General features: G+C 47.9%; 18 protein-coding genes and 4 tRNA genes. 8 read left to right on the forward strand and 14 right to left on the reverse strand.

The genetic code is table 11. The annotated features are described in order from the left end of the window. Window positions 1-201: 201 nt before the first annotated feature. The 10 genes from FTU55_RS02850 to tpiA form a co-directional block, all read right to left on the reverse strand. Entirely contained in the window at window positions 202-606 is a 405-nt protein-coding gene (locus FTU55_RS02850; protein ID WP_005181793.1) for a ribosome-binding factor A, read from the reverse strand. After that, window positions 606-3,326, reverse strand: coding sequence for a translation initiation factor IF-2 (infB, locus tag FTU55_RS02855; protein ID WP_005181788.1), 2,721 nt, complete (start codon window positions 3,324-3,326; stop codon window positions 606-608). Before infB ends, FTU55_RS02850 begins: the two co-directional genes overlap by 1 nt. A 10-nt stretch (window positions 3,327-3,336) precedes the next feature. Next, window positions 3,337-4,821, reverse strand: coding sequence for a transcription termination factor NusA (gene nusA, locus FTU55_RS02860; protein ID WP_005181786.1), 1,485 nt, complete (start codon window positions 4,819-4,821; stop codon window positions 3,337-3,339). Window positions 4,822-4,853: 32 nt separating this feature from the next. Then, window positions 4,854-5,378 (reverse strand): ribosome maturation factor RimP, encoded by a 525-nt coding sequence (gene rimP / locus FTU55_RS02865; protein WP_005181784.1) that lies wholly within the window; start codon window positions 5,376-5,378, stop codon window positions 4,854-4,856. A 228-nt stretch (window positions 5,379-5,606) separates the two neighbouring features. Beyond that, window positions 5,607-5,683, reverse strand: a tRNA-Met gene (locus tag FTU55_RS02870). Between the two features lie 143 nt (window positions 5,684-5,826). Then, window positions 5,827-5,903, reverse strand: a tRNA-Met gene (locus FTU55_RS02875). Window positions 5,904-5,980: 77 nt separating this feature from the next. Then, window positions 5,981-6,057 (reverse strand) — tRNA-Met (locus FTU55_RS02880). Window positions 6,058-6,108: 51 nt separating this feature from the next. Then, window positions 6,109-6,193: transfer RNA gene (locus FTU55_RS02885), tRNA-Leu, on the reverse strand. A 53-nt stretch (window positions 6,194-6,246) separates the two neighbouring features. After that, entirely contained in the window at window positions 6,247-6,576 is a 330-nt protein-coding gene (gene secG, locus FTU55_RS02890) for a preprotein translocase subunit SecG (RefSeq protein ID WP_005181783.1), read from the reverse strand. Window positions 6,577-6,589: 13 nt separating this feature from the next. Then, the gene (gene tpiA / locus FTU55_RS02895; RefSeq protein ID WP_180046139.1) at window positions 6,590-7,381 is read right to left on the reverse strand and encodes a triose-phosphate isomerase; all 792 of its coding nucleotides are present in this window, start codon (window positions 7,379-7,381) and stop codon (window positions 6,590-6,592) included. 289 nt (window positions 7,382-7,670) lie between these two features. Between tpiA and pilB the strand changes: the two genes are divergently transcribed. The 4 genes from pilB to coaE are packed head-to-tail and all read left to right on the forward strand — an operon-like array spanning window position 7,671 to window position 12,113. Next, window positions 7,671-9,377, forward strand: a complete 1,707-nt coding sequence (gene pilB / locus FTU55_RS02900) for a type IV-A pilus assembly ATPase PilB (RefSeq protein ID WP_016659655.1) — start codon at window positions 7,671-7,673, stop codon at window positions 9,375-9,377. Window positions 9,378-9,407: 30 nt separating this feature from the next. After that, complete coding sequence (locus FTU55_RS02905) at window positions 9,408-10,634, forward strand: type II secretion system F family protein (protein WP_127801106.1); 1,227 nt, start codon at window positions 9,408-9,410, stop codon at window positions 10,632-10,634. Further along, window positions 10,634-11,494: an A24 family peptidase gene (locus FTU55_RS02910; protein WP_168383615.1), complete on the forward strand. Its 861-nt coding sequence runs from the start codon at window positions 10,634-10,636 to the stop codon at window positions 11,492-11,494. The genes FTU55_RS02905 and FTU55_RS02910 overlap by 1 nt, the downstream gene beginning before the upstream one ends. 10 nt (window positions 11,495-11,504) lie before the next feature. Continuing rightward, on the forward strand, window positions 11,505-12,113 hold the full coding sequence (gene coaE, locus FTU55_RS02915) for a dephospho-CoA kinase (protein ID WP_005181773.1): 609 nt from the start codon (window positions 11,505-11,507) through the stop codon (window positions 12,111-12,113). Here the strand turns inward: coaE and FTU55_RS02920 are convergent. The 3 genes from FTU55_RS02920 to FTU55_RS02930 all read right to left on the reverse strand — a co-directional run bounded on the left by FTU55_RS02920 (window position 12,110) and on the right by FTU55_RS02930 (window position 14,229). Continuing rightward, the gene (locus FTU55_RS02920) at window positions 12,110-13,030 is read right to left on the reverse strand and encodes a DMT family transporter (protein WP_016659657.1); all 921 of its coding nucleotides are present in this window, start codon (window positions 13,028-13,030) and stop codon (window positions 12,110-12,112) included. The genes coaE and FTU55_RS02920 overlap by 4 nt on opposite strands. Before the next feature lie 17 nt (window positions 13,031-13,047). Further along, complete coding sequence (gene rlmB / locus FTU55_RS02925; RefSeq protein ID WP_075167607.1) at window positions 13,048-13,800, reverse strand: 23S rRNA (guanosine(2251)-2'-O)-methyltransferase RlmB; 753 nt, start codon at window positions 13,798-13,800, stop codon at window positions 13,048-13,050. A gap of 105 nt (window positions 13,801-13,905) precedes the next feature. Then, complete coding sequence (locus FTU55_RS02930) at window positions 13,906-14,229, reverse strand: pyrimidine/purine nucleoside phosphorylase (RefSeq protein WP_005181767.1); 324 nt, start codon at window positions 14,227-14,229, stop codon at window positions 13,906-13,908. A gap of 711 nt (window positions 14,230-14,940) precedes the next feature. Between FTU55_RS02930 and recN the strand changes: the two genes are divergently transcribed. The 4 genes from recN (at window position 14,941) to FTU55_RS02950 (ending at window position 18,588) form a co-directional block, all read left to right on the forward strand. Continuing rightward, a complete protein-coding gene (gene recN, locus FTU55_RS02935; protein WP_104989178.1) occupies window positions 14,941-16,605 on the forward strand; it encodes a DNA repair protein RecN in 1,665 nt (554 codons plus the stop codon). A 109-nt stretch (window positions 16,606-16,714) separates the two neighbouring features. Further along, window positions 16,715-17,269, forward strand: coding sequence for a YqgE/AlgH family protein (locus FTU55_RS02940; protein WP_005181761.1), 555 nt, complete (start codon window positions 16,715-16,717; stop codon window positions 17,267-17,269). Beyond that, window positions 17,262-17,702, forward strand: coding sequence for a Holliday junction resolvase RuvX (gene ruvX / locus FTU55_RS02945; RefSeq protein ID WP_005181760.1), 441 nt, complete (start codon window positions 17,262-17,264; stop codon window positions 17,700-17,702). The genes FTU55_RS02940 and ruvX overlap by 8 nt, the downstream gene beginning before the upstream one ends. A gap of 118 nt (window positions 17,703-17,820) precedes the next feature. After that, window positions 17,821-18,588, forward strand: a complete 768-nt coding sequence (locus FTU55_RS02950; RefSeq protein WP_016659660.1) for an IclR family transcriptional regulator — start codon at window positions 17,821-17,823, stop codon at window positions 18,586-18,588. Window positions 18,589-18,673: 85 nt separating this feature from the next. Here the strand turns inward: FTU55_RS02950 and FTU55_RS02955 are convergent, their stop codons facing one another. Beyond that, complete coding sequence (locus FTU55_RS02955; protein ID WP_016659661.1) at window positions 18,674-19,297, reverse strand: alpha-ketoglutarate-dependent dioxygenase AlkB; 624 nt, start codon at window positions 19,295-19,297, stop codon at window positions 18,674-18,676. Window positions 19,298-19,413 lie beyond the last annotated feature (116 nt).

The raw sequence follows: 19,413 nt of genomic DNA on the forward strand, positions 1-19,413 counted from the left end.
GTCTTCGCGTCATCTTCTAAAAAACCTGACCCGGATTGTTCCTGGTCAGGTTTTTTATGTGCTGTCTCAACCGCCCTGCCCTTGCCTGATTGCAATCTTAAAGCGCTTGTTTCTGCTGAAAGATAAGCAAGTTAAGCAATTCCGGATGACATAAAAAAAGCCACCCGAAGGTGGCTTTTTTGCATAGACCTGCTGGCCTACTTATTCTTCATCTTTTTTTGCATCGGCAGCTGGTAAATCTTTTACTGCTTCTGCAATCAGACCAAACATATAGTTACCGTAGGCATTGGTTTTGTCGTAATGGAAACGCAAACGCGGCGTAATCCGGGTCTTGATCCGACGGCTCAGCTCATGGCGCAGGAAACCGGAGGCTTTGTTAAGCACATCCAGGGTTTCCTTGTTTGCCGCTTCACTTTGCTCATCGCCAAGTTCACGACCCATTACGGTCACATACACTTCGGCATAGCCTAAATCTGGGCTGACTTTCACCGCCGAGATGGTCACCAGACCACCCAGACGTGGATCTTTCAGCTCCTGGCGGATCAGGTCGGACAACTCGCGTTGTACCGTATCTGCCATTCGCTTAAGACGCTGACTACCCGCCATTAAAGACTCCGTTTAATTAGTTGGACATCGTACACTTCAATCTTGTCTTGTACTTTGATGTCTTTATAGCCTTTGACTGCAAGACCACATTCCATACCGGCACGGACTTCTTCCACCACGTCTTTATAACGACGCAGAGATTCAAGTTCACCCTGGAACACCACCACATCATCACGTAATACGCGAATCGGCTTGTTACGGTGTAAAGTACCTTCCAGTACCATACAGCCTGCTGCTGCACCGAACTTGCTTGAGTGGAATACTTCACGGACTTCAGCCACACCCAGAATCGTTTCACGGTGTTCTGGTGCCAGTTTGCCACTCATCGCATCTTTCACGTCATCAATCAATTGATAGATGATCGAGTAGTAACGGATGTCGATACCGTCAGCATCGGCTTTTTGACGTGCAGTATTGTCGGCACGAACGTTAAAGCCCAGCAGTACCGCTTCTGAAGATTCAGCCAGCGTTACGTCAGATTCAGTGATCGCACCGACACCTGAACCAATCACACGGACTTTCACTTCATCCGTTGAAAGCTCGGCCAGTGCCACGTGTAATGCTTCCAGCGTACCACGTACGTCAGTTTTCAGTACCACATTCACAATCGGCACATCTTTCTTGCCCATAGACGCCATGATGTTCTCAAGACGCATTGCAGACTGACGCTCAAGACGTTTCTGACGTTCACGATCCATACGCGCATCAGCAACTTCACGCGCTTTCTTCTCGTCATTGACCACCAGTACTTCATCACCCGCCATTGGCGCTTCTGGCAGACCCAGAATTTCCACTGGAATTGATGGACCAGCAGACTTGATGCGTTTACCGTTTTCATCGGTCATGGCACGCACACGGCCATAAGATGAGCCGGCAAGTACCAAGTCACCGACTTTCAGGGTACCGTTTTGAACCAGAATCGAGGTCACTGCACCACGGCCTTTATCAACACGTGCTTCAATCACCACACCTTGTGCTGCACCTTCTTCAGAGGCTTTCAATTCCATCATTTCTGCTTGAATTGAAATCAGGTCAAGTAATTCGTCAATGCCGGCACCGGTATGCGCGGAAACTTTGGCGACTGGAACATCACCGCCCCATTCTTCAGGCACGATTTCCTTGGTGGTCAATTCGTTCAGTACGCGGTCTGGATCAGCCGAATCTTTGTCCATCTTGTTGATAGCAACAATAATTGGCGTACCTGCTGCACGCGCATGGTCAATCGCTTCTGCAGTTTGTGGCATCACGCCATCATCTGCTGCAACCACCAGCACCACGATATCAGTCGCTTTGGCACCACGTGAACGCATCGCGGTAAACGCGGCGTGACCCGGAGTATCTAGGAAGGTGATGATACCTTTGTCTGTTGTCACATGGTAAGCACCGATATGCTGGGTAATACCACCGGCTTCGCCTTGTGCCACTTTAGCACGGCGGATACGGTCAAGAAGCGAGGTTTTACCATGGTCAACGTGACCCATAATGGTAACAACAGGTGGACGCGTAGTTTGCTCACCACGTGCTTCTTCAGCCGCTTCCAGCAGGTTGTCTTCTGCCGCAGTTTCAGACACCAGCACCGGATTGTGGCCCATTTCTTCAACCACAAGCACCGCAGTATCCTGATCAATGGCCTGGTTTTGTGTGACCAGCTCACCCATCTTCATCAGGGTCTTGATTACTTCACGTACTTTAATTGCCATTTTCGCAGCCAAGTCAGCCACAATAATGGTTTCACCAATTTCTACATCATAAACTTGTTTTTTCACCGGTTTTTCAAAGCCATGCTTGTTGGCCTGACTGGTTTTTAAACCACGTTTATGCGAGTTGTCACGGAATGACTGTTCTTCACCACGACGGCCGCCTTTCTTCTGGCCACGGGTATCTTTGGTTCCGCCACCACGTTTGATTTCACGGTCTTCTTTGGCAAATGAATCTTCATACGCCTGACCCACCAGACCTGCGGCCAATGGAGAATCATCAATTACGCGAATGGTCGGTGCAGCATCATCAGATGAATACTTCGATGCCATTTTACGCATTTGCTCAAGCGTACGTTGCTGCGCTTCTTCAGCTGCCTTACGACGTGCAGCTTCTTCAGTCGCTTTCAACTGTGCTGCCTGTTCTTCACGGGCGCGTTTTTGCTCAGGCGTTTCAACCACTTTAACCTGGGCTTTCACCACTGGCTTGTTGGTTGATTTACGCTTCACCACCACAGCGGCTTTAGAAGTTTCCTGTTTGGCGGTTTCCTGTTTCGCAGCAGCACGCATTGCTTCTAAGGCCTGTTTGGCTTTAGATTCGCCTTTGCTGGCAGCTTCTGGCGCAGCTTTTGGCTTCGCCGGTTCACGGGCTTGCTGTTCAGCTGCTTTGGCTTCTGCTTCAGCCTGTGCTTTGGCCAAAGCTTCTGCTTTGATTTGCTCAGGGTCTGGCTTGACAAATGTATGCTTCTTGCGCACTTCTACATTAATTGTTTTCGCCTTACCTGACGTACTTGCCACTTTAGCAGTACTGGTAGTTTTACGTTTCAACGTGATTTGTCCTGCATTACCCGCATCTTGACCATGTACTTTTTTCAAGTGGGTCACGAGGGTATCTTGTTGTTCAGTGGAAATAATGTCGTCAGCTTTACGTTGCGGTAAACCTGCATCACGAACCTGCTCCAGGAGTTTCTCAACTGGACGTCCTACGCTGAGCGCTAACTCTTTAATCGTCTTGTCCGTCATACATTACCTCCTAGTTAAACCATGATTCGCGTGCTTTCATAATGAGTTGACCCGCTTTGTCAGCACCTAGACCTTCAATATCTGCGATATCGTCGGTGGCCTGGTCTGCCAAGTCATCAACGGTCACTACACCACGAGCAGCAAGCGCATAGGCGATCTCTTGTGTCATCCCTTCCATTGCCAGAAGTTCGTCACTCGGATCCTGAATATTTTCTTGCTGTTTTAACGCATCTGCCAAAGCCACTTCTTTGGCACGACTTTGCAATAATTCAACCAGCTCGGCATCAAGCTCAATTTCATCAAATGTTTCTGCTGGTACATAGGCAATCTCTTCCAGTGAAGTGAAGCCCATTTCAACCAGTGCCATCGCCAGGTCCTCTGCAATGTCCAAACGCGATACAAACATATCCAGATATTGCTGCGCTTCATTTTGCTGACGCGCGTAATATTCTTCTTCCAGCATCATGTCCAGTTTATAACCGGTCAGTTCAGATGCCAGACGTACGTTTTGACCTTGTGAACCAATGGCACGGGCCAATTGATCGCTGGTGGCAAAAATAATGTCAGCAGTACGTGCATCTTCATCAATCACGATACTCGATACATCAGCCGGCTCTAAAGCGCTGGCAATGTACTGTGCCGGATCATCTGACCACACCACCACATCAATACGTTCACCATTAAGTTCCTGCTGGACTGCCTGGATACGCGTACCACGCATACCAATACATGCACCAACCGGATCAATACGATGATCGTTGGTTTTCACTGCAATCTTAGCACGAACGCCTGGTTGACGCGCAGCCGCCTTAATTTCAATGATTTCTTCAGAAATTTCAGGAATTTCTTTTTTCATTAACGCCATCAGCATTTCAGGTTTCGCACGTGACAATAGTAATTGCGCACCACGACCTTCACGGTTGACGTTAAATAAAATGGCATTCACGCGCTGTTTTGGACGCAGAATTTCCTTTGGAATCATTTCTTCACGTGCCAGATACGCTTCGGCATTGTCACCTAAATCAATGATAAAGCCATCTTTGGTCTGCTTTTTCACTTCACCGTAAATCAGCTCGCCCACTTTGGCTTCATAAGCATCGGCAACGAGTGCACGTTCTGCTTCACGAATTTTCTGAACAATTACCTGTTTGGCAATTTGCGCCGCAATACGACCGAAATCAATTGATTCCACTTCAAGTTCGCGAATGTCACCAATTGACCACTGCGCCGGATCGACATCAGAAATCGCATCCTGACATGCTGGCATTTCATGATCTTCATCCGCCACCACTTCCCATTGACGGAAAGTACGGTAGTCACCTGTTTTACGGTCGATTTCTACACGTAAACGTGCTTCTTCCGCATTTGTGCCTTCGTAAAATTTCTTTTTCGTCGCAGCAACAAGAGCCTGCTCTAGCGCCTCAAAGATTGCTTCACGACTTACACCTTTTTCGTTACTAACCGTTTCAACGACGGTAAGAATTTCGCGTGCCATAAGTCACCTATTTTAGATTCTTATTTATTGAATTAATCTTGATAAACCAGATTGGCCTTATCGATATTGTGGCTGTCAATTTCCAGCACTTGCTGTTTTTCAACTTCAACCTGAATGGTTTCATTTTCAAGGTCAACTGCCACCAGTTTCGCCTGGAATTTACGACGGTTTTCTACCGCGCTAATCAAACGCAAGGCAATGGTCTGGCCAATATAGGCAGGAAGCTGTTCCAGCTGGAAAAACGGACGATCCCAACCTGGGGAAGACACTTCGAGTGCATATTCACCTGAGATCGGATCATGAACGTCCAAAATGGCGCCCACTTGCTGAGTCACGCGCACACAATCCTGTACGCCTACACCACGACCCTGCTCGAGTTCACCGTCTTCATTCAGGACCGGTGCGGCATTTTCATCAACCGCTTTGTCGATATAAATACGCAATAGTGAGCGTTTACCTTGTGGCAGGAATTCAATTCCCCACAAATCTACATCACAGGCTGCAACTGCGGGTGCAATCAAGTCCTGGAGTGCCTGGGTTTTATTTGATAGCTTCATTTACTCTCGTCATATGGGTGCGATTCAATGGCCTGATCTGACCACTACAGTCTCATTCAAGCTATAGTAGTAGTGAAACATGACACTTGAGTTTATGCCGTATCCGGCTCATATCGACACTACACGATAGCCAATAAAAAAGGGCGTAAATCGCCCCTATTATTACACAGAAAAACCAATGTCCACTGTGCAAAAAGGCCCACCTTGTTGTGAGCCTCTTAAGAAACTTGGTAGCGGGAGCTGGATTTGAACCAACGACCTTCGGGTTATGAGCCCGACGAGCTACCAGACTGCTCCATCCCGCATCAACGTGCAAAAATTATATACAAAATATGCGCAATTTTCAATGAAAATCGTATGTCCTGTATATGGCGTTATTTATCGCTGAAGAATGAGTAACAAGCGTCAGATTCAACCAACATGAAATATATTACTCAACCATTAAAAATGGTAGCGGGAGCTGGATTTGAACCAACGACCTTCGGGTTATGAGCCCGACGAGCTACCAGACTGCTCCATCCCGCATCAGCGTACAAATAACTCTTCTCAGCTCAAGAAACTTAAGCCGCCTTTTAAAGTTTGCATCTTTAAAAAGGATTGATTGGTAGCGGGAGCTGGATTTGAACCAACGACCTTCGGGTTATGAGCCCGACGAGCTACCAGACTGCTCCATCCCGCATCAACAGAAGTTTTGCTGCATACACCAAACTTATGTTCTGGATTATAAGTTTGGTGCGGAAGGGGGGACTTGAACCCCCACGCCCGAAAGCACTACCACCTCAAGGTAGCGTGTCTACCAATTCCACCACCACCGCAGCTGTGACGCATTCTAGTCGCATCACCGCGAAAAATAAAGGCCTAATTGCAATTATTCGCCAGTTTGAGGTGTAGTTGGTGAAGAATCAGGCAATGTTGCCGGCGCGGTTGTGGTCGCCGGAATTGATTTTAAACTGTAGGCATCGGTGGTTTGCTGTTTGGCAAATACCGCCAGGGTCAGACTGGTGATAAAGAACAAAGCCGTTAAAATTCCAGTCAAACGGGTCATAAAATTACCCGAACCAGAGGCACCAAATACGGTCGCCGCACCGCCGCCACCAAAAGAAGCACCAGCATCTGCCCCTTTGCCGTGCTGAACTAGAATCAGCACAATCATCAAGACGGCTAAAATAATATGTACTACCAGCACAAAAGTTTGCATGCTGAACTCCTAATTATTGTGTATTGGCAAAGGCCTGCGCAATTTGATGGAACGATGCCGCATTTAAAGAAGCACCGCCGACCAGCGCGCCATTAATATCTGGGCAGGCTGCTAACTCTACTGCATTTTCCGGCTTAACACTACCACCGTACAGAATAGCCATTTGCGGACCATAGCTGGTCAGCTGGGTCAGACCTTCACGAATTTTGGCATGCATGGCCTGTGCATCTTCAGGCGAAGCGGTTTTACCGGTACCAATCGCCCAGATTGGCTCATAGGCAATTACAATATTCTGCCACTGCTCTGCCTCAACCACTGCTGCAATGTCACAAATCTGCTGTAACACCACCTGCTCGGCCTGGCCACTTTCACGCTGCTGCAGGCTTTCACCGACACAGTAAATTACGGTCAGACCGGCTGCCAGTGCATTTTGAATTTTTGCATTTAGAATTTGCACATTTTCAGCAAAAATTTCACGGCGTTCTGAATGACCGACCAGTACAAAGTCAATCTGGCTGTCTTTTAATAGCTCGGCACTCACCTCACCAGTATAAGCACCTAAACCAGCAATACGTGAAACATCTTGTGCCACGGTATACACCGGACGTACCGCAGTTTTCAGCTGTTCCTGAACACTGCCCAATGCGATTGCAACTGGCGCAACCCCTAAATGACAGTGTGCGGCATCAATGGCCTGCTGTTCTAATAATGTTTTAAATTCTGAAACCAGCTGTTGCGCTTCTGCTTGCACTGGGTTCATTTTCCAATTGCCAATCACCCAAGGCGTAATCGCCGAACCCGACATACAATACCTATTCAAATACCTATGTTTCAATCGCGCACATTCTACACGTAAATCGGTTCAGGGCAGAACAATTTGTTGCAGCATTTTTAGATCTACAGTCTAAATAAGCCCATCTGAACACCGGCTTAACAAAAAATCTTTGCCGATTAATTGCGACTGGTTCATGCTTTTAGGGGATACTTAGGTGGTGACATCATTTTCAGATATGGTATTTTTATGCAACAAAAGTATAATTTTGTGATACCAATTATAAACAAACTTTTTTGATTTTTTTTAAGGACGTTGGGGAATGTCAGTACAACAAGCAATGCCTAGATTTACAGGTTTTATTCGGCGACTGGTCGAAGAAGGGCTTGTGACGGCTGAAAATATGCAGCAAGCCATTGTCGCGGCGAAAAAAGCCGAGACCGATATTGTGCCGTATTTAATTCAGCAGTTGCAGATTTCACCGCTGACCATTGCTGAAAAAATTTCCTATGAATTTGGTGAACCGATTTTTGACTTGGCGGTGTACGATTCGCGTCTGATTGTACGTGAAGGTCTAGATGAAAAACTGTTCACCAAATACCGAATTCTGCCCATTTTCCGACGTCACAATCAGCTTTATATTGCTACCAGTAACCCAACCAATATCGAAGCCATTGATGCGATCCGCTTTAACAGCAAGCTGAATATTGAAGTGGTGATTGTTGAGCATGACAAGCTGGAACGGCTGATTGAACAGAACTTTACCGAAGACAGCACCTTTGACTTTGATGAAGACTTTGATCTAGAAGTTGGCGACAACGCTCCCGAAACACAAGAAGATAACGATGAGCCACAAGGCGATGAAGCCCCAATCGTCAAATATATTAACAAGTTACTGGTCGATGCAATCCGTATGGGTGCCTCGGATTTACACTTCGAGCCTTATGAAAAAAGCTACCGGGTCCGTTACCGGATTGACGGCGTACTGCGCCAGATTGCCAATCCTCCGTTACAGCTGGCCACACGCCTCGCCTCACGTTTAAAAGTTATGTCACAAATGGACATCTCGGAAAAACGTATTCCGCAGGATGGCCGGATCAAGCTCAAGCTGTCAAAAAACAAAGCCATCGACTTCCGTGTCAACTCATTGCCGACCCTGTTTGGAGAAAAAATCGTACTGCGTATCCTCGATCCATCTAGCGCCATGCTGGGGATTGATGCACTTGGTTATGAACCGGAGCAAAAAGAGCTGTTTATGGAGGCGCTGGACAAACCACAAGGCATGTTGCTGATCACCGGCCCGACCGGTTCCGGTAAAACCGTATCTTTATATACCGGCTTAAACATTCTCAACCGCGAAGACACCAATATTTCTACCGCCGAAGATCCGGTGGAAATTAACCTGGAAGGCATCAATCAGGTCAACGTCAACCCGAAAGTGGGTCTGACCTTTGCCGCAGCACTAAAATCATTCCTGCGTCAGGATCCGGATATTGTCATGGTCGGTGAGATCCGTGATCTGGAAACTGCAGAAATTGCCATTAAAGCCGCACAAACCGGTCACATGGTCATGTCGACGCTGCACACCAACAGTGCACCCGAAACTCTGACCCGTTTACGCAACATGGGCGTCCCCTCATTTAACATCGCCACCTCGGTGAACCTGGTGATTGCCCAGCGTCTGGCACGTCGTCTCTGCCAGAAATGCAAGGCCCCGGTGGAGATTCCACGCCAGAGCCTCTTGGAACTCGGTTTTACCGAAGAAGATTTAAACCAGCCAGAGTTCCAGCTGTATCAGCCGGTTGGCTGCCCGGAATGTCGTGAAGGTTATAAAGGCCGTGTCGGGGTCTATGAAGTGATGAAAGTCACCCCGGAAATCTCACGCATTATTATGGAAGATGGCAATGCCTTGCAGATTGCAGCAGCCTCGGCAAAATCCGGATTTAACAATTTACGCCGTTCAGGATTAATCAAGGTCATGCAGGGGGTCACTTCTTTACAGGAAGTGAATCGTGTGACCAGCGAATAGATGAAGCATTTAAAATAAGGATAAACACGCATGGCTGTCAAAAAAGCACAGATGATGCCCACCTTTATTTATGAAGGGATTGACCGCAAAGGGGCAAAACTTAAAGGGGAACTGCCAGCACGTAATATGGCGCTGGCCAAGGTCACGTTGCGCAAGCAAGGGATCACCATCAAAACCATCCGCCAGAAGAAGAAAAATATTCTTGAAGGCTTGATGAAGAAAAAAGTCTCGACCCTGGACATCACGATTTTTACCCGCCAGCTGGCGACCATGATGAAAGCCGGTGTACCGCTGGTGCAAAGCTTTGAAATTGTGGCTGAAGGTCTGGAAAACCCGGCCATGCGTGAAGTGGTATTGGGGATTAAAGGCGAAGTCGAAGGGGGCAATACCTTTGCTGGTGCACTGCGTAAATATCCGCAACATTTCGATAATCTGTTTTGCTCGCTGGTTGAATCGGGTGAACAGTCGGGTGCTCTAGAAACTATGCTGGACCGGGTAGCGATCTATAAAGAAAAGAGCGAATTACTCAAACAAAAAATCAAGAAAGCCATGAAATACCCGGCAACGGTGATTGTGGTGGCGGTGATTGTCACCATTATCCTGATGGTCAAAGTGGTGCCGGTGTTTGAAGAACTCTTCAGCTCTTTTGGTGCCGACTTACCAGCCTTCACCAAAATGGTGGTGAATATGTCGCAGTGGACCCAGAAATACTGGTTTGTGCTGATTATTGTGGTCGGCTTTGCGATTGCAGCTTTTCTGGAAGCCAAGAAACGCAGCAAGAAATTCCGTGACCTGCTGGACAAAGCCGCCCTGAGAGCACCAATTTTTGGTGATCTGGTGTATAAGGCGATTATCGCGCGTTATAGTCGTACCCTGGCCACCACCTTTGCTGCCGGTGTTCCCTTAATTGATGCACTGGAATCCACTGCCGGCGCCACCAACAACGTGGTTTATGAAGAAGCAGTAATGAAAATCCGTGAAGATGTCGCCACCGGTCAGCAGTTGCAGTTTGCCATGCGGGTCACGGATAAATTCCCATCCATGGCCGTGCAGATGGTTGCGATTGGTGAAGAATCCGGTGCGCTGGATGCGATGCTGGATAAAGTCGCTACTCACTACGAAAACGAAGTTGATAACGCCGTCGATGGCTTAACCTCGATGATGGAACCACTGATTATGGCCGTTCTCGGGATTCTGGTCGGCGGTCTGGTGGTCGCGATGTATCTCCCAATCTTCCAAATGGGCTCTGTGGTTTAATGCAAGAATTCATTCATTATCTGATTCAACACCCAACTGCGCTGTATTTCGTAGTTGGGATTTTTAGTTTATGTATTGGCAGTTTTCTGAATGTGGTGATTTACCGCACGCCAAAAATGATGGAACAGGAATGGCGCAATGACTGTCAAATGCTGCTGCATCCTGAACAGGCCATCATTGATGAAAGCAAAATCAGCCTCAGTCAGCCAGCCTCGACCTGTCCGAAATGCCACAGCCCGATTCGCTGGTATCAGAATATCCCGCTGATCAGCTGGCTGCTTCTACGTGGCAAATGTGGCCAGTGCCAAAACCCGATCAGTATTCGTTATCCTTTTATTGAACTGCTGACCGCAGTGTGTGCCTTAACCGTAGTCGTGGTTTTTGGCCCGACCCTGCAAATGCTGTTTGGCCTGGTGTTGACCTATGTGTTAATTGCCCTGACCTTTATTGATTTTGACACCCAGCTGCTGCCTGACCGCTATACCCTCCCCCTGGCTGCACTCGGCTTGGGGGTGAACAGCTATGCCCTGTACACCTCCGCTAGCTCTGCCATTTGGGGATATATCATTGGCTTTTTATGTCTGTGGGTGGTGTATTACCTGTTTAAGCTGGTGACTGGCAAAGAAGGTATGGGCTATGGCGATTTTAAATTGCTGGCCGCCTTAGGTGCCTGGATGGGCCCGCTGATGCTGCCGCTGATTGTGTTGCTATCTTCTCTGGTTGGTGCAATCATTGGCATTATTTTGCTGAAAATCCGCAAAGAGAACCAGCCTTTTGCCTTTGGCCCTTATATTGCCATTGCCGGCTGGATCGCCTTTTTGTGGGGTGATGCAATCATGAAGCTTTATTTAGGTCAATAAGGACAACAGGATGACATTTGTTTTGGGTTTAACTGGCGGCATTGGCAGCGGTAAATCGGCAGCAAGTCACTGGTTTGAAACCCAAGGCATTGTGGTGGTCGATGCAGATGTGGTGGCACGTGAAGTGGTTGAGCCAGGCCAGCCGGCCCTGACCCAGATTCATCAGGCCTTTGGCGACTGGGTCCTGCTCAATGGCGAGCTCAACCGCCGTGCCTTACGCGAGCATATTTTTAAAGAACCGGCAGCACGCAAAACCCTGGAAGCGATTACCCATCCGGCCATTCGCCAGTCGATCATCCAGCAGTTACAGGCAGCCCGCAGTGCCTATGTGGTGCTGGTGTCTCCACTGTTATTTGAAAGCAACCAGCATGAACTGACCCAGCGCAACCTGTTAATTGATGCCTCTGAAGAACTGCAGATTCAACGCGCCTCACAACGCGATGGACAAAGTATCGAACAAATTCGCAAGATTATTCAGGTACAGATGTCACGCGCAGACAAACGCCAGCGGGCAGATGATATTGTGCTGAATGATGGTCATCTGGAGCATCTCTATGCCCAGCTTCAACCCTTACATCAACACTATCTGACTTTGGCGCAACAGCAGCAGTCGGTTTAAGACGGCTTGTTTTGTCGTTCGATTTGCTGGCTTAAGCTGTCTTTCCGGCCCCACCAGCGCCAAGGCTGTAATGCCCCAATGCCCATACCAAGCAGACCACAAACAATCGCCAGACTCAAAGGCTCATTCAGTAGCGGCACCGCCAGAATAGCGGCAATAAACGGTGCCAAGGTCACAATACTGCCAGCCTTAAAAGCACCTAAACGCTTAATCGCTTCGACATAGCTGAGCGTGGCAATAATCACCACAAAAATTCCATGAAACAGGGTCTGACCAATTAAATGCAGTGGTTCAGGACCACTCAGGTTTTTCGGAAAAAATAGCCAATAAATAGGTACATACACCAAAGCTGACCAGATGGCTACACTGGCCATAGAATGCCAGGCCGACAGCTTCCATTGCCGCAACAGCACCGTAAAGACGCCCCACCACAAGGCACTCAGGAAAAACAGCAGATCGCCAAAACCGAAAGCGACACCGGTTTCCTGATACATCAGCAGACTCATGGCGGCAATCGCCAGCAGCATGATCAATACGCTGATCCAGGTATGCCGGTCAAAGGGCTGTCGAAACAGCAACCAGGCCGCCAGTGCAGTACATAAGGGAATACAGCCATTCAAGAAAATCGCCGCATGCGCCGCTGGCACAAAATGAAATGCACTATAAGCCGTCAGGCAGTAACCGACACCGCCAATCATCGCCAGGATAAAGGACTGTCGGGTCCATAAAAATGCCGTATCTTTGCGATACAGCAAAACCGGCATCAGCAGGCAAAAGGCCAGCATAAAACGCAAGGCCACCAGATCCCAAGCACTAATGCCCCACAGGGCACTTAAACGGGTACTCAGGGTAAAGCCACCCCAAATACACATGGTGATGGCCAGTAACAGATAGCCTTGCTGGCGCGCGTTGATCATTAAGATGGAAAGAGCGCTTAAGCCGGTTGACGCTGACGGCAGGCTTCATACAGCGCCATGCCGGTGGCCACACTAACATTCAGACTTTGTAGATTGCCCATCATCGGGATATACACGGTTTGATCACACTGCGACTGGGTGATTGGGCGCAAACCGGTATCTTCGGCTCCCATCACCACACACACCGCCGTACCGGTGAAGTCAAACTTCTGGATCGGCAAGGCTTTTTCATCCAGCATGGTGCCGACCACGCGCACATTAAACTGCTCTTTGATTTGCCCCAAAGTACGGGCCAGATTGGTAACCTGAATAAATTTAACTTTCTCGGCGCCACCAGCAGCCACTTTACGCGCCGTTGGGGTCAGGCTGGCTGAACGGTCACGCGGTACAATCACCGCTTCTACACCCATGGCTGCTGCCGTACGGATACAGGCACCCAGATTATGCGGATCGGTGACCTGATCCAGAGCCAGTAATAATGGCTGCTGTGATTGTTGTAGCAACTGTTCCAAATCTTTTTCATTTAAGGTTGGATGTGGACGCACCGCGGCCACCACGCCCTGATGAAATGGCAAACCGGCCAGTTTTTCCAGGCTGTCACGGCTGGCTTTTTGTACGCTAATGCCAAACGGCTCTGCCAGTTCCAGAATACGCTGTAAACGCTGGTCATCACGACCTTTGAGGGTAAACAGGGTTAATACGCGCTCCGGTTCAAGTTCTAACAATGACTCTACCGAATGAACGCCATAATAATATTCTGGTTTTGCCATGAATGACCTCAACGTTGTGCTGTAAATCCAAAAGAAAAATCCTGCAAAGGGAACTTTACAGGATTTCTGTGTCGGCCTAGTTTAACCGATTTGGGCTAAAAATGCTTAGCCTTCTAAATGACAAACGTAGTCCAGTACATCATCAGTTTCAATCTTAAAACGGCTGTTGCCCGGTACATAGAAGGACTGACCTGCGCGGAAAAGCTCACTTTCTTCACTATCGGCAATTTGTACACGACATTCACCTGAAATAATTTCCATCCGTTCAGGAACATGCGTTTCGAAAGTTAAGGCTTGTTCAGTCGGTAAAATCACACCCAGCGTCTTTTTGGTGCCATCTTCAAATTGCACCGTATGACTAATGCAGAGCCCGCCAAAATAAACATTGGATTTTTTTACCACTGATACATGATCAAACTGAGCTGACATGCGTATTCTCCAGCTAACGCGTTTTTATATTTTATGATTGAGGTAGTGTAATGCTGCCTACTGAACTAATCAATCAATCTTCATCTAAGGTAAATCACTCTATTTCCTGTCGTTTCAGGCAAGTCATTTTGCCTGGCACGCGAATAAATTCACCTCATTTTTGCGAGAGTCTAAATCAACTTTCAGGCAAGTACAAATACCTTTTAATCGCAGATGAACTAAAGTTCAACGCCCCCATTGCACTCTCCGACCATCTGTATTTTCAGCCTGACAAATCCTGCGCCGAACTGGTTCAATTCGGGTTATGCATCTGACTGATTTTCATCTGAATCTCTAAATATAGTGAGCACTTTTCTGCTCGTTTTCAGCTTGTCTGATAATCATAAAAAATTTGATGATTGGCAGATAAAGTTATGCAACATTCTGCCGACGCTGTATTGCAAGCACATGAAACTGGACACAGTTTTCTGTTTCAGATGAAGATAAGAGTAGATATTCCGATTGCAACAGTAGCGACTTGATCTACATGGTGGATATAGAACCTCTGCTCACAGCATGCCGCTGAATATTCTGTACCGAGAAGTTTTATTTTTCTGCAAAAATTAAGCTAGAATGATTGTGTTTTTTCAGTTGCTTAAAATAAAGGGCAATGCTTTGCACTGCCCAACCTGACACTCTTCAACTCAAACTTTTCGCAGCCTGGATGCGTTTATGCTGACACATTTAACCCTGATCAATTTTGCCTTAGCCGACCGTTTAGCCATTGATATTGAATCTGGTTTTAACGTCCTGACCGGGGAAACAGGTGCCGGAAAATCATTATTGCTGGATGCACTTTCGGCCTGTCTAGGCGAACGCACCGACACCAATTATGTTCGTTATGGCGCAGACAAGGCCGATGTCACTGCCACCTTCAGCTATCATGACGGTAGTCCAGAAGCCGAGTGGCTAAAACAGCAGGAACTGGATGATGAATCGGGCGAAATTCATTTACGCCGGGTAATTTTCGCCACCGGACGCAGCAAGGCCTGGATTAACGGCCGTCCGAGCAGTCTCTCTGAGCTCAAAGAAATTGGCCGTTTGCTGGTGCAGCTGTATAGCCAGCACAGCCAGCAGCAGCTGTTAGAACCGCCTTATCCAAAACACTGGCTGGATCGTTATAGCAATTTTTATGCGCCAGCCCAGGCCGTACGCGATGCCTATAGCCAGTGGCAAAAAGATATTCGCCAGCATCAGGCGGCTTTGGATGCCCAGGCGACGCGTAAACAGCGCATCGACACACTGGAATTGCAGCTGGAAGAATTAGAAGAAGTGGTCCAGGTCGATTATGCCGATATTGAACAGGAATTTGATCGCTTAAGCCATCATGAAGCGATTATGCAGGATTGTGCCTATAGTCTGAACGGGCTGGATGAAGCAGAGCCAAACCTGAGCCAGGAACTGTCCTCGATTTTACGGCGTCTGGAAAGCCATGCCGGCCGCAGTGAACAGCTGTCAGAAATTTATACTTCCCTGCTGAATGCGCAAAGTGAAATTGAAGATGCCACCGCCAGTTTGCGTCATTTTATTGACCGGCAGAGTTTCGATCCGGAGCGGATGGAAGAACTGAATTCCAAACTGGAAATTTTCCATCGTCTGGCCCGTAAATATCGCACCCAGCCAGAATTATTGAAAACCGAATATGACAACTGGCAGGCCGAGCTGGAACAGCTGCATCAGCTGGAAGATCCGGAAACCTTGGCCGAACAGGTCGAAGTGTCCTATCAGGACTTTTTGGCCAAGGCCGAACATTTAGACCAGATTCGACGTGAAGCTGCCGGACCTTTGGCCAAACAGCTGACCGAACAGGTGAAACAGCTGGCCTTACCAGAAGCACATTTTGAATTTAAATTTGAGCCTTTAGAGCAGCCATCGAGTGAAGGCTTAAGCTTTATCCAGCTGCTGTTTACAGCCAATAAAGGCATTCCAGCACAACCACTGGCGCGTGTCGCTTCGGGCGGTGAACTGTCGCGTATTGCGCTGGTGATGCAGGTCATGAATGCTGAAAAAACCGAAGCAGAAGTGCTGGTGTTTGACGAAATTGATGTCGGGATTAGTGGCGGTACTGCGGAAATTGTGGGTCGTTTACTGGCCGGTCTGGGGCAGCACGTACAAATCCTGTGTATTACCCATCAGGCGCAGGTTGCGGCTCAGTCTGACCAGCACCTGCTGGTGAAGAAACAGCAGACTGATCCGGCCAGTAGTACTATTTTAATGCTGCAAGAAGAAGAGCGGATTCTGGAACTGGCACGGATGACTGGTGGCGTCGAAATTAACGAAACCACCTTGCAGCATGCCAAGCAGTTACGTCAGCTCAAGTTTCAATCTGGCGCATAAAATCACTGAAAAACCACAAAAAATGTTTGGTGAAATAGCAATCCTCTTGTAACGTGATGATTAAGACCTATATCTATATCAGAACATACATTTTAGGAGAAAGGCTTAGGTGACCAAACAATATCTGACACATCGCTGTCTTATTGCGCCACCCGAGATAAATGATGACTTTTTTGCGAATACTGTCATTTATTTGGCGCGTCATGATGAAGACGGGGCGCAAGGCATTATTCTCAATCGTCCGGCAGGAATTCAAATTAAAGAGTTACTGAATGATCTGGATATTGAAGCCGATCATGTCCATCCACATGAAGTATTGCAAGGCGGGCCGCTGCGTCCGGAAGCCGGATTTGTGCTGCATACTGGCCAGCCAACTTGGCATTCATCCATTGCGGTTGGTGAAAATGTCTGTATTACCACTTCCAAAGATATTCTGGATGCTATTGCCCATAACGAAGGCGTAGGCCGTTACCAGATTGCCCTCGGCTATGCCAGCTGGAGTAAAAACCAGCTGGAAGAAGAAATTTCGCGTGGTGACTGGCTGATCTGCGATTCAGATATGGATCTGATTTTTAATCTGCCCTATAGCGACCGTTGGGATGCCGCCTACCGGAAAATCGGAATTGACCGCACCTGGCTTGCTTCAGAGATTGGCCATGCCTGAGTCTGCTGCACACATGATTATGGCCTTCGATTTTGGCACCCAGAAAATGGGCATGGCGGTAGGTCAATCCCTGATCGAAAGCGCCACGCCGCTGGCCCTGTTTCCCATGAAAGATGGTATTCCAAACTGGGACGAACTGCTGAAACTGGTGAAACAGTATCAGCCAAATTTATTTCTGGTTGGCTTGCCACTGAACATGGATGATAGCGAGTCAGAGCTGTCGACCCGGGCGCGCAAGTTTGCCCGACGTTTACGTCATCAGACCAATATCGAAACCCTGATGGTGGACGAGCGTTTGACCACGCGTGAAGCCCGTGATGAACTGGATCATTATCAGGCTCAGGGACGCGGTAAAAAAATTGCCGCCGACAGTATTGCGGCCGCCCTGTTCATTGAAAGCTGGTATCGTTATCCGCAAGGCGTCCAGCCTTAAAATCTCGCTGTTGACGTCCAAATCCCTTTCTCTTGGTTTTCAGCTCAATCCGGTCTGTTATGATAGTCAGTACCGGATTTTTTCATTGATCTTTTTTCACGTTGTAGAGTAATCACTGATGGCAATATCGAGTTTTGGCAAAATTTTGATGGTTCTGAATTTATTTTCAGTGTCACGTCCGGTGATTAATGTCGATATGATCAGTGAAGAACTGGGCCTGTCCAAACCAACCAGCTACCGCTATTTAAAAGAACTGGTTTCGGCCGAATTATTGCAGCGTTTAAGTGGGACTTCGGGCGATTACACCCTCGGCTCGAAAATTGCAGTGCTGGATTATATTTCCCGCACCACCGATCCACTGGTGCAAATCAGCATTCCGTTTATGCAGGATATTGTGCAGCGTACCGAATTTTGCTGCGTACTGACCTATCTGAATCAGGATGCCTGTATCGACCTGCATGATGAAGTATTCCAGCATATGAATCTGCTGTCCTATGGCCGCGGCTGCCCACGTCCGGTGTATATGGGTTCGTCACCGAAAATCATGCTGGCGCATTTACCAAAACAGAAAATGCTGAATTATTATCAGCGTTTTGCCGTGCAGTTCCGTCAGTCCGGTTTTGCCCAGGATGAAGCCGAGTTCATCAGCAAAATGAAAAAGATCAAAAAACAGGGCTATTACTATTCTAGTGGTGAACTGGAACCGCAACTGGCCGGCTTGTCGGTGCCGATCAGACTCTCCAATAAAACAGCACCATTCACCCTGACCTTACTGGCCTCCAAAAACCGCTTTGAATTTGTCAATGTCGAAAAGCTGATTGCCATTTTGCAGGAAAATGCCGCGCTGATTGAACAGAAAGTTGAAAGTCTGAATCCACATACCTAGATTGATCTTTATCAAAATACAGCTGTTAAGATCAGCGTGGTGAGATAAATCTCTGCCCTGCCCGGCCTTTGGATCACAACCAGCATTAGAGTGGATAAAAATAGCGAAAGGTTAAATTGATTCGCGGCGTCACCACACGGCTGGATTTGGGCAGGCTGTGCTTCCAGTAGCGCTGGGTCTGCCCACGCATCACAATTAATTGACCACTCTGTAGCAGCAGCTCGACTTTTGCTGCGCTGTGTTTGTGCTTAAAGCTAAATTTACGGGTTGCACCCAGACTTAAAGAAGCAATCACCGTTTCTGCACCCGGAGATGCGACCAGACTCGGTTCATCATCACTGTGCCAGCCCAGTCCCTGACTGCCATCTGCATATAAATTGGCTAAACAGGAATTAAATGGATGTCCCACGATCTGTTCAATCTGCTGTTTTAACTGCCACAAAGCCGGATGCCAACGCTGCGCCTGCTTCAAACTGCCCGAATAACGATACTGATAATACTCATCACCATACCAGGCAATTTTCCGCGCGGTGACATAATGTTTGCCAAATAAGGTGACTTCATCGGCTTGCCAGGCCAGCTGCTGTAAACATTGCTGCAAGTAAGCGTGACTGTCCTCAGCGGACAGAATCAGCCCATAATCCTGCACGATCCCCTCATAGGGCAACAGATTCTGCCGCGGCTCGGGCGGAAACAGTTCCAGATTCATTGTGGCGTTTTCCTGCGAAGCGGAACTTCAGTTTAAACCCAAAACGGCTTCACAAATCAAAACATTCTCTGTGCTTGTGAGCCACGCCAAATCGACATAGACTGAAAAACAGGTTT

Origin of the sequence: Acinetobacter sp. YH12117, from assembly GCF_013418865.1 — a bacterium.
In the GTDB taxonomy this organism is placed as follows: Bacteria; Pseudomonadota; Gammaproteobacteria; order Pseudomonadales; family Moraxellaceae; genus Acinetobacter; species Acinetobacter indicus.

Excerpts from the sequence above, each read along its gene's own strand:
- rlmB (WP_075167607.1), bottom strand. The coding sequence starts at position 13,800 with ATGGCAAAACCAGAATATTATTATGGCGTTCATTCGGTAGAGTCATTG.
- coaE (WP_005181773.1), top strand. The coding sequence starts at position 11,505 with ATGACATTTGTTTTGGGTTTAACTGGCGGCATTGGCAGCGGTAAATCG.
- pilB (WP_016659655.1), top strand. The coding sequence starts at position 7,671 with ATGTCAGTACAACAAGCAATGCCTAGATTTACAGGTTTTATTCGGCGA.
- FTU55_RS02910 (WP_168383615.1), top strand. The coding sequence starts at position 10,634 with ATGCAAGAATTCATTCATTATCTGATTCAACACCCAACTGCGCTGTAT.
- rimP (WP_005181784.1), bottom strand. The coding sequence starts at position 5,378 with ATGAAGCTATCAAATAAAACCCAGGCACTCCAGGACTTGATTGCACCC.
- nusA (WP_005181786.1), bottom strand. The coding sequence starts at position 4,821 with ATGGCACGCGAAATTCTTACCGTCGTTGAAACGGTTAGTAACGAAAAA.
- FTU55_RS02920 (WP_016659657.1), bottom strand. The coding sequence starts at position 13,030 with ATGATCAACGCGCGCCAGCAAGGCTATCTGTTACTGGCCATCACCATG.
- FTU55_RS02905 (WP_127801106.1), top strand. The coding sequence starts at position 9,408 with ATGGCTGTCAAAAAAGCACAGATGATGCCCACCTTTATTTATGAAGGG.
- FTU55_RS02930 (WP_005181767.1), bottom strand. The coding sequence starts at position 14,229 with ATGTCAGCTCAGTTTGATCATGTATCAGTGGTAAAAAAATCCAATGTT.
- FTU55_RS02955 (WP_016659661.1), bottom strand. The coding sequence starts at position 19,297 with ATGAATCTGGAACTGTTTCCGCCCGAGCCGCGGCAGAATCTGTTGCCC.
- ruvX (WP_005181760.1), top strand. The coding sequence starts at position 17,262 with ATGCCTGAGTCTGCTGCACACATGATTATGGCCTTCGATTTTGGCACC.
- recN (WP_104989178.1), top strand. The coding sequence starts at position 14,941 with ATGCTGACACATTTAACCCTGATCAATTTTGCCTTAGCCGACCGTTTA.
- secG (WP_005181783.1), bottom strand. The coding sequence starts at position 6,576 with ATGCAAACTTTTGTGCTGGTAGTACATATTATTTTAGCCGTCTTGATG.
- FTU55_RS02850 (WP_005181793.1), bottom strand. The coding sequence starts at position 606 with ATGGCGGGTAGTCAGCGTCTTAAGCGAATGGCAGATACGGTACAACGC.
- FTU55_RS02950 (WP_016659660.1), top strand. The coding sequence starts at position 17,821 with ATGGCAATATCGAGTTTTGGCAAAATTTTGATGGTTCTGAATTTATTT.
- tpiA (WP_180046139.1), bottom strand. The coding sequence starts at position 7,381 with ATGTCGGGTTCGGCGATTACGCCTTGGGTGATTGGCAATTGGAAAATG.
- infB (WP_005181788.1), bottom strand. The coding sequence starts at position 3,326 with ATGACGGACAAGACGATTAAAGAGTTAGCGCTCAGCGTAGGACGTCCA.